Genomic DNA, 12250 nt, shown 5'->3' on the forward strand with positions numbered 1-12250 from the left:
CGCCTTCTTATTCATAGGCCTATTAAAAAAATGCTGAGCTTTACCCAGCATCTTACAAAAATAAACTTATTTGACACAATTACACTAAAATAAACTTCCCCCCATACCTCTTAACTTCTCTTTACCAATTGTGCCATCAGGTCGGCTTCTGTGGCAATCTTATTGCCGACAAAAACAGTGCCCCGCATTTCACAGATGCCCCGCCGGATCGGGTTGAGTAATTCCATCTTCAGGATCATGGTGTCTCCCGGTACTACTTTTGCCTTGAATTTACAGTTGTCGATCTTGATGAAGTAGGTGTCGTATTGCCCTTCCGGCATCGTATTGATACAGAGCAAGCCCCCGGTCTGCGCCAGGGCTTCGATCTGCAGCACCCCCGGCATGACGGCATTACCGGGAAAATGCCCCGCAAAAAAAGGCTCGTTGAAGGTGACGTTCTTGATACCCACGATGTGCCTGTCTGTAAGCTCGATGATCTTATCCACCAGCAGGAAGGGGTGTCGGTGGGGGAGTGTCTTCTCTATCTGATGGATATTGAAGACAGGTGGCTGATTGGGATCATATATGGGAACATTCTTCACATGCTTGTTCCGGCGGATATATTGCTTGATCTTTTTGGCGAATTCCACATTGGAGGAATGGCCGGGCCGGTTCGCGATGATATGGCCTTTGATAGGATAGCCAATCAGCGCCAGATCGCCTATGACATCCAGCAACTTATGCCGGGCCGGCTCATTGGGGAACCGCAGCTCCAGGTTATTCAGGTATCCTTCGCTCTTGATCTCGATCTTGTCCCTTTTGAATGCCTTGGCCAGTCGATTCATTTCTTCCTGTGTGACAGGCTTGTCCACGATGACAATGGCGTTGTTGATATCGCCCCCTTTGACCAGGTTGTGCTCCAGCAGCATTTCCAGCTCGTGCAGAAAGCAAAACGTACGGCAAGGGCTGATTTCCGCCTTGAAATCCCCTATATTCTTCAGCCCGGCATGCTGGGTCCCCAAAACAGGGCTGTTGAAGTCGATCAGGGTCGTTACCTTGTATTCCATGGCGGGCATGACCACCATTTCCACTCTTTTCTTCTCGTCATAAAAGGTGATATTCGTATCGATGCTGTACCATGCTTTGGCCGCATCCTGCTCCAGCACCCCCGCGGCTTCGATGATCTCCACAAAAGGCTGGGAACTTCCGTCGATAATGGGGATCTCCGGACCATTGACCTCCACCAGGCAATTGTCCACGCCCATCCCCACCAGCGCTGCCAGGATATGTTCCACCGTGCTGATCTTCGCGCCGTTCTCCTCCAGGGTCGTCCCACGGGAAGTATCCGTCACCAGGTCGCAATCTGCCTTGATGGTGGGTTGTCCTGGCAGGTCCACCCGCTGGAAAAGGTAGCCAAAACCCGGGTTGGCGGGTTTCAGCGTCATATCCACCTGGATGCCTGTATGCAGGCCTGTCCCGGAAATTTTCGCTGCCGATGCTAATGTATGCTGTTTATCAGGGTTGAAATTTGCGTCCATTTGGCAAATATAGCTGCAAGCCGCAAGCTACAAGCCGCAAGCTAGGTTTTTTTTATATCCATAAACGCCTATCAAATACTGGCTCATAGCTCGTAGCTTGCAGCTTGTAGCTTTCATAAGTCCTCTTCTCTTTCGAGCATAAGGATAGCGCTCTGGGGTACGACAAAGTACTTCTCACCCTGGTACATCACTTCCGTGGCCCCGCTGAGCAGGAAGATGGCGACATCCCCTTCCCGCGCCTGCAGCGGGATATATTTCACCTGTTCGTCGCTCTGCTTCCAGGGCTCATCATCCACAGGCATCGGAATGGCATATCCCGGTCCGGTCCTGATGACGTAACCCTGCTGCACTTTTTCCTTTTCCTGGACGCCGGGGGGAAGATAAAGACCTGAATCTGTGCGTTCATTCCCCTTGGATGGCCGGATCAGCACCCGGTCGCCAATGATCACAAGTTTCTTAAATTTGTTATCTGAAGTCAGCTGCATAAAGACAAAATTAGATTGAAAACCAATTATTAACAAAATATTAGCCGCAGTGGTTGGCAAAGAGGAAATGATTTAATTTTATTTGTATCTATCTTTCGCGTATATAAAAACATCAATCATGGAAGGCAAGAAACCCAAAATATTATTGTGTGAAGACGATCAGAACCTCGGAAGTGTCCTGAAGAACTATCTGGAATTAAGTGATTTTGATGTGACCCTGGAGCGCGACGGACGATTAGGACTGGCCGCTTTTCAGCGCGAACGGTTCGACCTCTGCCTGCTGGATATCATGATGCCGCATATGGATGGCTTTACCCTGGCGGAGGAAATCCGGGATGTAGACCCTGATATCCCTTTGTTCTTCCTCAGCGCCAAGACGATGAAGGAAGATATCATCCAGGGCTATAAGCTGGGTGCGGATGATTATATCACCAAGCCTTTTGACAGTGAAGTGCTGTTAATGAAGATCAAGGCGATCCTCAAACGCAACGACGACCTCAACAAGGAATCGGATAATAAGGAATTCGATCTGGGCTCCTACCACTTCAACCCAAAATTGCGGGAGCTTAGCCACAAAGGCCAGACACAAACCCTTTCACCCAAGGAGAATGAGCTGCTGAAGATGCTGGCGGAACATATGAACGATCTGCTACCCAGGGAACAGGCCCTGAAAAAGATCTGGGGCAGCGATACTTATTTCAACGGCCGCAGCATGGACGTATACATCGCTAAGCTGCGTAAGTATCTGAAAGATGACAATCAGATCGAAATAGTAAATATACATGGTAACGGCTTCAGACTCGTTGCTCCTGTAAAAGCCTAATACAGCATTCCTAAAACAACGGCAGCTCTCCCGGCCGGCCCGGACTTTTTTTCCCAAGATGCTCATACGCCTTCGCGGTAGCTTCCCTGCCGCGGGGCGTACGCATGAGGAAACCTTCCTGTATGAGAAAAGGTTCATAGACCTCCTCGATCGTGCCCGTCTCTTCACCAACGGCAGTAGCAATGGTGGTAATGCCGACAGGCCCTCCTTTGAATTTTTCGATGATCGTCGAAAGGATCCTGTTGTCCATCTCGTCCAGTCCATGCTCATCCACGTTGAGCGCCCGCAGTGCGTGCTGGGTGATGGCCAGGTCGATGACCCCATTGCTTAGCACCTGCGCAAAATCGCGCACCCTTCGCAGCAGGCCATTGGCGATCCGGGGCGTGCCGCGGCTGCGACGGGAGATCTCGCCCGCAGCATCTGAAGTGATCCGCGTATTAAGGATCGAGGAAGAACGCAGGATGATCTTCTGTAAGGTTTCGGCATTGTAATACTCCAGCCTGGATTTGATGCCAAATCGGGAAAGCAGGGGCGCCGTCAGCAGTCCGCTGCGGGTAGTGGCGCCTACCAGGGTGAAAGGATGGATGGTCAGCTGAATGCTGCGGGCATTAGGACCCGTATCGATCATAATGTCGATGCGGAAATCTTCCATGGCCGCATACAGGTATTCTTCCACCACCGTGCTCAGACGGTGGATCTCGTCGATGAACAGCACGTCATTGGCTTCCAGTCCGGTGAGCAACCCTGCAAGGTCGCCTGGCTTCTCAATGACGGGACCAGAGGTCTCTTTGATATTTACTCCCAGCTCATTGGCCACGATCCTCGACAAGGTCGTCTTGCCCAGGCCGGGGGGCCCATGAAAGAGGATATGGTCCAGGGCTTCCCCCCGCATCTTCGCTGCCTTGATAAAGACCTTCAGGTTGTCTATCAGCTGAGGCTGACCGGAAAAATCCTCGATAGCGGAAGGACGTATATTGTTCTCAAACTCCTTGTCCAGGGGACTCAAAGCATTTTTGTCGTTGTTGAGATTGAGATTAGACATGGGACAAAGATACCGGGCAGCAGGATATTATTTATATTTATATCCACAAAACTTAATCATATGAACATAGGAGCCATTGGGTCGGCCGCCGTAGGCCAGACATTGGGAAAAGCCTTCCTTGCAGAGGGGCACAACGTGATGCTGGCATCGCGTGACGCCCATAAACTTGAACTGGCGCAATGGCTGAAGGATAATCCCAAAGGAGAGACGGGCACTTTTCGGGAAGCCGCGCAGTTTGGGGAGCTCCTGGTCCTTGCCGTCGCCGGGCAAGGCGCGGAAGAAGCGGTTCTTCTGGGAGGAAAGGAAAATTTCACGGGTAAGATCGTCATTGACGCCACTAATCCAATAGATAAGAAACCTCCTGTCGATGGCGTGCTTGCCTTTTTTACTACACTGGACGACTCCCTGATGGAAAGACTGCAACGGCTGGTGCCGGAAGCCAGACTGGTAAAAGCATTTAACAGCGTAGGCAGTGACTTTATGTATAAGCCATCTTTCCCCGGGGGCAAACCGACCATGTTCATCTGCGGGAACGACGCTGTGGCAAAACAGACTGTCACTGACATCCTCACGGCATTTGGCTGGGAGACAGAGGACATGGGCCAGGCAACGTCAGCCCGTGCGATCGAGCCCTTATGTCTGCTGTGGTGTATCCCGGGATTTCTCCGCAATCAATGGACACATGCATTTAAGCTGCTCAAACTTTGACGGCTGGCTCACGGCAGTCGCCTCCATAAAATATCCGAGAACATTTTCTTCGAGTCATAGAATTCATGCACTGGACTGAACCCCGCCTGCCTTGCCAGGTAGTAAGTCTCCTGCAGGGAATATTTCTGAGAGATCTCCATGAAGATGGCCTCATTCTCCGAAAAGCTGATGACGGCTTCGTCTCCGATGTGCACCTGTTGCGCAACCCGGCTGATCAGGTAGCTTTTGCACGCGCCGGTGCCCGGATCATATACGGGATAATGCCCGAACTGGTCGATGTCGAAATCCGCATGCAGTTCGCGGTTGATCCTTTTCAGCAGATTGAGGTTAAAAGCCTTCGTCACGCCCTGCCGGTCGTTATAGGCTGCAAGGATCGTCCCCGGGTCCTTCTTCAGGTCGAACCCGATGAGCAAAAGGTCGCCGGGCCGCATGCGGTCATGTAATTGCCGGCAAAAAAGTGTAGCCTGCTGTATGGTCATGTTGCCAATATTGGCGCCCATGAACAGCACGATCTTCCTGCGTTGGGAAATTTGCTCCACATATTCCATTCTGTCCATATATTCCCCGTTGAGCCCCTGCATTTGCAGACCGGGAAGGCTCACCGGCAGCTTATCTTCCAGCCATCCAATGACGTTGGACGATATATCGATGGGATAGTACGTGAAATGCGCCTTCGTCCGTATCAATTCCCGCAGCAGGTGCCAGGATTTGGTGGCGTCCCCGGGCCCCAGTTCCACCAGGTCAAAGGGCTCGCCATCGAAGAGGGCAGCCATGGCGCCCGACTGGTGCTGCATGATCTCCATCTCACAACGCGTAAGATAGTATTCCGGACTGGCCATGATCTGCTGGAAGATCTTGTCACCCGCCTCGTCATAAAAGTATTTGGAAGATAGATATTTCTGAGATGCCTTGAGCCCATTGATCACGTCCTGGTAAAATCCTGATAGACGGCGACCTGGCAGCTTTCTGGTGGAGGTGACAGAAAACATAATACTGTTTTTAGTGATTAGACCCTATTTTATCAAACAATTCCAACCCGGGTTAGTTCATCTGGCAAGACGTATGCCAGTAAATTGCCACCGCAGGTGAGGATGAAAAAAATTCCGGTACGTATTCCGGCTATGATGGGCAGGAGTCGCTACCGACGCTCCTCTCAACACCATCTGGCTCACCATGAACTTACCGTTATATTCGCCGATGGCGCCTTCCGCCTTCTTAAATCCCGGATAAGGCAGGTAGGCGCTTTCTGTCCATTCCCATCTTTTTCCCCAGTTGAATTTCCTGGATGAGGCTTCCCATTCACACTCCGTGGGCAGGCGCATACCTTTCCAGGCGGCAAAAGCGACGGCCTCGTAATAGTTGATGTGGCAAACAGGCGCTTTCGGATCCACCTGTCGCAGCCCCGCCAGCGTATAGTAATACCATTTACCGTCGATAAAATGCCAGTACAGCGGCCCCTTGACCTGGTTGTTCTTCACCCAGTCCCAGCCCTCCGCATGCCAATATATAAAATTTTCATATCCGCCGGCTTTGATAAAGCCGAGATACGCCTCGTTGGTCACCAGGTCAGCCGAGATGGCAAAATCATTCAGGTAGACCTTATGACGGGCCAGCTCATTGTCAAAACAAAAACCTTCCCCTTCGAACCCTATCTCATAAATACCTGCCGGCATCGAAACGAAGCCCTCTCCCGACTCCGCCCCCCCTTCATCGATATCCTTGTCCGACAGGGCCGGGAACAATGGGTTATGCCCCAGGATGAATTTGATATCCGTCCACAGTAATTCCTGGTGCTGCTGTTCATGGTTCAACCCCAGCAGCAACGTATCCCGCAGCACGTCGTCCGCCTGGCAGGACAACAGTCTTTCCATCGCCGCGTCCACATACTTCCGGTACGCGTAGACATCCTCTACGGAAGGACGGCTCAGATTGCCCCTGTCCGTCCTTATCACCCGCGCGCCGATCGTCTCATAATAGCTATTGAAAACATAGTTATAATCCGCGTTGAAGACCTTATATGCCAGGTCATATTTCATCAGCACAAAAGTCTCCCAAAACCAGGTAGTATGCCCAAGATGCCATTTGGGAGGGCTGACGTCGGCGACAGGCTGCACCACATAATCCTCTGTGCGGAGAGGCCGGCAGATAGCTTCGCTGGCCTGACGTATCGTGCGATATTGTTCCAAGAGGCTCATCGTTTATTTTTTTTCAGGTAAGTGGTAAGGTCCGATATACTATGTATACCCAATTGTTGTGCCTGGCTTCGCCGCATCATCAATGCATAGGCATTGTTAAACCCGATGGGGTCCAGCCAGGTCAGCTGGTACTTCTCATCAAAGCTTCTTTTTACATACTGATAGACGCTGTCCCTGTGGCCTCCCAGTCGTTGAACATCCTCCTTCGGTGACTGAAGAATGGCCAGCAGGGCCGTCCCTGTGTATTCGGGGTACATATCGATCTTGTTGTTCAGCAGCGCTGTAAAGCAGATCTTCGTCCCGCCCAGCCCCGTCTTCGTTTCCACCTGCAGCCCCATATATCCACGGATCAGCATCGCATACATATGGAGGAGGATATACTGCTCGGGGAAGATCTTGGATCCCAGCCGGATCGTGCCTTCCGCCGCCGGCGCCGGATCCCTGTACAACCCCTGCTGTACCAGGAAATCCCGGGCGCATTTTTCCGGAGGCTGGCCCAGGTGCTCCACTTTGTAGTTGAGCTCCGTCATCACAGAATCATTGATACGGCCCGCCAGCTTGTTCAGCACAGGACCGAGATCCTTGTATCGTTCCAGCACTTCCTTCCGGATGACAGGCGCCGCATAATAAGGTGGAAAAATTCTTCTGTCATCATCCAAGGTCAGCAGGTCATAGGTCTTCAGTCTTCCGTCCGTACTATAGCCGCTGATGACATCCAGTTTTTTTTCATAGGCCGCCTTGTACATGACAGCATCGCTGATCACCACCGTACGGATCTTTAATCCATACACTGCGCGAAGGCCGATGTCGCCATCGCTCCTTCCCATAAATTCAGGCGTGAAGCCTGCCAGCAGACGGGAGCTGTAGCCCAGGGGCAGCACATAAAAAGAAGAGAAGACCAGCAGCACGATGGGCATGGCCCACAAGGTCGCTTGTCTTTTTCTTCGCCCCATCTTCTGGACCAGGGATAGCAAAAAGTCCAGCAGGATGGCCAGCAGCGCCGCCGGTATGGCGCCGGCCAGGATCATATTCGTATTGTTCAGCGCGATGCCGCCAAAGATGAACTCACCCAGTCCGCCCGCGGCAATATAGGCAGCCAGGGTACCCACACCTACGTTGATCACCGTGGCCGTACGTATACCCGCCATGATGACGGGAAAGGCCAGCACCAGCTCCACCCTGAACAACAGCTGCCACCGGGTCATTCCCATCGCTACCGCTGCCTCTTTCACCAGGGGATCTACGCCGTTGATGCCTGTATAGGTATTCCGGATGATGGGCAGCAAGGCATACAGGAACAGCGCGGTAATGGCAGGCAGGGGGCCGATGCCCAGCAAGGGGATCATAAACCCCAGCAACGCAATGCTGGGAATGGTCTGCAGCACACCTGCCAGGCCAAGGACGGATCCCGCTGCTTTCTTATGACGGGTGATATAGATCCCCAGGGGCAGCCCGATAAGGATGGCGATCAGCAAGGAAATAAAGGTCAGCCCGATATGCTCGAAGGTCTGCTGCAGCAGCTTAGCCGACTCCTGCCGCATGAATTGCCAGAGGGACTGCGCTTGCTCCATCAACTTTGCCTTGTCTTAAAGTGATTAAATGCTTTCACCAGGGCCGGGTAATCATCCGGACCGATCATCCTCACCTCCAATTGGAAACGCTGATCGTCAAAAAAACCTTTTACATATTCGTCGGCGGGGTGGAACAGCAGCTCCTCCGGCTTGCCGGCCTGCACGATCTTCCCCTTATCCATCAGACAGATGCGGTCCGCCAGCTCGAAAGCTTCCTGGACATCATGGGTGACCAGAATAATGGTCTTGCTCTTCAGCTCGTCCAGCTCCTTGAAATCCTTTTGCAGGCTCGTCCTTGTAATAGGGTCCAGCGCCCCGAAGGGTTCGTCCATCAGCAGAATAGGAGGGTCGGCCGCGAGGGCCCTGGCAAGCCCGATACGTTGCTGCTGGCCGCCGCTCAGCTGGTGCGGATAGGAAGACAGGTACGTGGAAGGAAGATGCAGCTTCTCCATCAGGGATATCGTGCGCTGCCGGATCTTTTCCTTCTCCCATCCCAGCAGCCGGGGAACAATGGCAATGTTCTCTGCTATCGTGTAATGCGGGAAAAGGCCCGTATTCTGGAATACATATCCGATGCTCCGCCGTAATACCTCCGGAGACCCTTCCTGCGTCAGCTTGCCATTGATGCGGATCTCGCCCGAGCTGGGCTCGATGAGGCGGTTGATCATTTTCAGCAAAGTGGTCTTGCCGCAGCCGCTGCGTCCCAGCAATACAAAGCTCTCTCCTTCCTGTACGGTAAAGGAGACATGGTCGACGGCCGTGGCGCCGTCGAAGGTCTTTGTAATGTTTTTGACTTCGATCATCACAAGGGCTACAAAGGGCTATTACAAGCTGCTGAAAAGATTGTTCAGGGATTCGCCAAAAGTAGGGTGGGCAAATACAGCGTCACGGATCCGGTCATAAGTAATGCCTCCCATCATGGCCATCTGCAATATACCCATCAATTCGCCACCACCCATGGATAACATGGCCGCACCGATTATCTTTTTGTTATCGGCATCGACAATGGCCTTCAGGAGGCCGCGGGTCTCGCTGTTCTCAAATGCCCGGGCGATCCTGTCGGCAGGCAGGGTGGCTACCTTGACATTGACGCCCTGTGCACGCGCCTCTTTTTCCGTAAGACCCACCCTACCCAGCTCCGGATCGGTGAAAAGACAATAAATGGGCAGACGGCCGGCAATACTTTCATTTCCCTTCTCTACCAGGTTCTTGTATACAATAAGATGATCATTATAGGAGATATGCGTGAACTGGGGGCCACCCTTCACATCTCCCAATGCGTAGATACCCGGGATATTCGTTTCGAGCTTATCGTTGACCTTGATAAAACCATGCTCGTCCAGGAGGATACCTGCAGCCGTGGGGTTCAGGGCAGCCGTATTGGCGCTCCGGCCCGTGGCCAGCAGCAGGTGTGTCCCCTCAACGGAATGCGCAGCCGCCTCCGGAGCATAGCTGCCGGCAGGCATGGTGAGGTCCACTTTGACCCCGCCCGACCCCGGAGAAAATGACACCTGCGTCACCTTTGCATGGATCAATATCTTTATGCCGTCATCCTCCAGTATCTTCTTCAATTCACCTGCAATATCCTCATCCTCTTTCGACAGGAACTGCGCATTTCCCTCGATGATGGTGACCTCGCTGCCCAATCGTCTGTATAGCTGACCGAACTCCAGGGCAATGTAGCTGCCGCCAATGATCACCAGGTGACGGGGTACTTCCAGCAAGTCCATGATCGTGTCCGAAGTAAAATAGCCGGTCCCCTCCAGACCAGGCACTGGCGGTATCACAGGGCTGGTGCCCGCATTGATAAAAATATGGTTGGCCGTCAACGCAGACCGGGAACCGTCCTCTTTCGTAACGGTGACTTCCTTCTCTCCCGTAAAGACCGCATTGCCAAAGATCAGATCGAGATGGGCCGTACGCAGCAGCCCCTGGGTGGAAGATTCCCGGGCCGCCAGCACCACGGCATTCTTACGACGGACCACCTCCTCCATGTTGACCGCGTAACCAGAGGTATCGATCCCGAAATCTTTGCTTCTTTTAACGAGATAGGCTATACGCCCCGAAGCGATCATGGTCTTGGTAGGCGTACAGCCGACATTCACACACGTGCCCGCTACCCACTTACGCTCTATGACAGCCACTTTCCATCCTGCATTTGCCAGCTTTTTTGCCAGCGGATTACCCGCCTGACCGGAACCGATAATGATCGCATCATATTTTGTCATAGCACGTATCTTTATAAAGCAATGTTCCCATGAAGCAATAACCATGCCTTCGCCTCGTAAAGATAAGACAACCCCGCATCCCATCGACTGGGAAAAATACCAGCACCTTTTCAGGGAAACAGCTGTCCCTGCCGGAGGAAATGGATCAACCTATAGCCCAGTAACCTCCCGTTTTTCGGCTTCCCCGCCGCTCTATGAGTCGTTGCTTCACCAACTCCCTTATCTGGCGCTCGATTGTCTTTAGTGGTCTGTTGTCCAATAGTTTTGGTAAATCCTTAGCTTTTGTGCCTGGGTTTTTAATTACAATTTCCAATAAGGACTTTAATCCCTCACTTAATCCCTCACTCCCAGCTGTATCCAGTACAGCCGCGCTGATTGAAAAACTGCTTTTAAACTCCGTATGATCATCTTCCCGCATTGACTAAGCTACTTGTTATTTGCAAAGTACCGATGATGCGGAATACGAACAAAACTTATAGGTATGAACATACTACGACACAGCTAACTCAATCCTTCCCTTCCGCGCCCCCCTTCTTCTTCCGCCGCCCCCACCAGATAATAAAACCCGTCACCGGCAAACTCGCACAGATCAGGCTGGCAATAAACGCAATGATCTTCCCCGTGAGGCCGCCAATAGCGCCCACATGAATATCATAGTTCATCTCCACCAACTTCTCCCCTCCGTTCTTTTCCGAATGGTTGCGCCTGTGCAGCAGCTTCCCGGAATACTGATCGAACTGCAGGGCGTCAGCGCCATAATACGTCTCACGCCCCTTATAGCCCAGCGCATAAATGGTCCCTGTCTTCCCCGCCGCGGGAATGATCAACAGCCGCCTTGACTCCGGCAGCTGCCGCAGCGCTTCCTGGAAAGCAATATCCATCGGGTGACTGGTAGCATCCCGGGTCAAAGGTTCCACCGACACCACGCTCACCTGCGGCGGCGGCGTGGTACTACCCGAAGCCGCAACGTATACCACCGCCTCGAACCATCTGAAGGCAAAGACCATCCCCGTCAGCGCGATGATCAGCGCAGGAATAAGGCTGTAAAACCCCGGCACATTGTGCAGGTCGTAATTCACCCGCTTGAAGCGGGCCTTCCATTTGATCTTAAAGCTTCGGTCACGCAGCGCCTTCGTCCATTTCTTTGGCCACCAAAGCACCAGTCCCGTGATGAGCAGCAGCACAAATACAAACGTGCTCCAGCCCACGATAGGCTGACCATAAGGCGTGTTGAGCAGCAGGCTCCAATGGATATATTTGACGATATGGAAGAAATCATGCTTATAATCATGCACCCCCAGCACCTTCCCCGTATAAGGATCGACATACACGGTCTGGAAATACCCGACAGCGCTGAAATAGGTCAGCGACGTATCGTTGAAATGGTACGCCATGAATTCCCAGCTGCGATCCGGCTGACGATGGATCGTGACATCGTTGACAGGCATGGATGAGCCCAGGGCCGCCTGTGCGGTCTGCAGCAGCTCGCTCAACGGCCGGGTGGAAGACGCCGAAGCCTTTACAAAATACTGGTCCTTCCTCACCGTCTCGGAGATCTCTTTCTGGAATACATACAGGCAGCCGGTGATGCTGACGATCAGCACGACAATGCCGGAGGCCAGCCCCAACCAAAGATGAAGCTGGCCTATCCAATATTTTAAGGTCTTTTTCTTCTTCACTT

The 12250-nt window shown here is 52.5% G+C and carries 11 protein-coding genes; 2 read left to right on the forward strand and 9 right to left on the reverse strand.

Annotated features, from left to right (window positions below):
- Positions 1-110: 110 nt before the first annotated feature.
- Together Q4E93_RS25305 and Q4E93_RS25310 are read right to left on the reverse strand one after the other, a co-directional pair.
- Positions 111-1517, reverse strand: a complete 1407-nt coding sequence (locus Q4E93_RS25305; RefSeq protein WP_303590126.1) for a bifunctional UDP-3-O-[3-hydroxymyristoyl] N-acetylglucosamine deacetylase/3-hydroxyacyl-ACP dehydratase — start codon at positions 1515-1517, stop codon at positions 111-113.
- Positions 1518-1630: 113 nt separating this feature from the next.
- Positions 1631-2002: a co-chaperone GroES gene (locus Q4E93_RS25310; protein ID WP_303590127.1), complete on the reverse strand. Its 372-nt coding sequence runs from the start codon at positions 2000-2002 to the stop codon at positions 1631-1633.
- A 118-nt stretch (positions 2003-2120) separates the two neighbouring features.
- On the opposite strand from Q4E93_RS25310, the gene Q4E93_RS25315 reads away from it, so the two are divergent.
- Positions 2121-2825 (forward strand): response regulator transcription factor, encoded by a 705-nt coding sequence (locus Q4E93_RS25315; protein WP_303590129.1) that lies wholly within the window; start codon positions 2121-2123, stop codon positions 2823-2825.
- 10 nt (positions 2826-2835) lie between these two features.
- Here the strand turns inward: Q4E93_RS25315 and ruvB are convergent, their stop codons facing one another.
- Complete coding sequence (gene ruvB, locus Q4E93_RS25320; RefSeq protein ID WP_303590131.1) at positions 2836-3867, reverse strand: Holliday junction branch migration DNA helicase RuvB; 1032 nt, start codon at positions 3865-3867, stop codon at positions 2836-2838.
- 60 nt (positions 3868-3927) lie between these two features.
- Here ruvB and Q4E93_RS25325 point away from each other — a divergent pair, with 60 nt between their 5' ends.
- Positions 3928-4575: an NADPH-dependent F420 reductase gene (locus Q4E93_RS25325; protein WP_303590132.1), complete on the forward strand. Its 648-nt coding sequence runs from the start codon at positions 3928-3930 to the stop codon at positions 4573-4575.
- An 8-nt stretch (positions 4576-4583) separates the two neighbouring features.
- Here Q4E93_RS25325 and Q4E93_RS25330 read toward each other — a convergent pair whose 3' ends face one another.
- The 6 genes from Q4E93_RS25330 to Q4E93_RS25355 form a co-directional block, all read right to left on the reverse strand.
- Positions 4584-5564, reverse strand: coding sequence for an L-histidine N(alpha)-methyltransferase (locus Q4E93_RS25330; protein ID WP_303590133.1), 981 nt, complete (start codon positions 5562-5564; stop codon positions 4584-4586).
- Between the two features lie 57 nt (positions 5565-5621).
- Complete coding sequence (egtB, locus tag Q4E93_RS25335) at positions 5622-6770, reverse strand: ergothioneine biosynthesis protein EgtB (RefSeq protein ID WP_303590134.1); 1149 nt, start codon at positions 6768-6770, stop codon at positions 5622-5624.
- Positions 6767-8341 carry an ABC transporter permease/substrate-binding protein gene (locus tag Q4E93_RS25340; RefSeq protein ID WP_303590135.1) on the reverse strand — a complete coding sequence of 525 codons (1575 nt, stop codon included), beginning with the start codon at positions 8339-8341 and terminating at the stop codon, positions 6767-6769. Before Q4E93_RS25340 ends, egtB begins: the two co-directional genes overlap by 4 nt.
- A complete protein-coding gene (locus tag Q4E93_RS25345) occupies positions 8341-9144 on the reverse strand; it encodes an ABC transporter ATP-binding protein (protein WP_303590137.1) in 804 nt (267 codons plus the stop codon). Before Q4E93_RS25345 ends, Q4E93_RS25340 begins: the two co-directional genes overlap by 1 nt.
- Before the next feature lie 21 nt (positions 9145-9165).
- On the reverse strand, positions 9166-10569 hold the full coding sequence (locus Q4E93_RS25350) for a mercuric reductase (RefSeq protein WP_303590138.1): 1404 nt from the start codon (positions 10567-10569) through the stop codon (positions 9166-9168).
- Positions 10570-11075: 506 nt separating this feature from the next.
- The gene (locus tag Q4E93_RS25355) at positions 11076-12248 is read right to left on the reverse strand and encodes a PepSY-associated TM helix domain-containing protein (RefSeq protein WP_303590140.1); all 1173 of its coding nucleotides are present in this window, start codon (positions 12246-12248) and stop codon (positions 11076-11078) included.
- Between the last annotated feature and the right edge of the window lie 2 nt (positions 12249-12250).

The organism is Flavitalea plasmicola (assembly GCF_030546645.1).
GTDB lineage: Bacteria > Bacteroidota > Bacteroidia > Chitinophagales > Chitinophagaceae > Puia.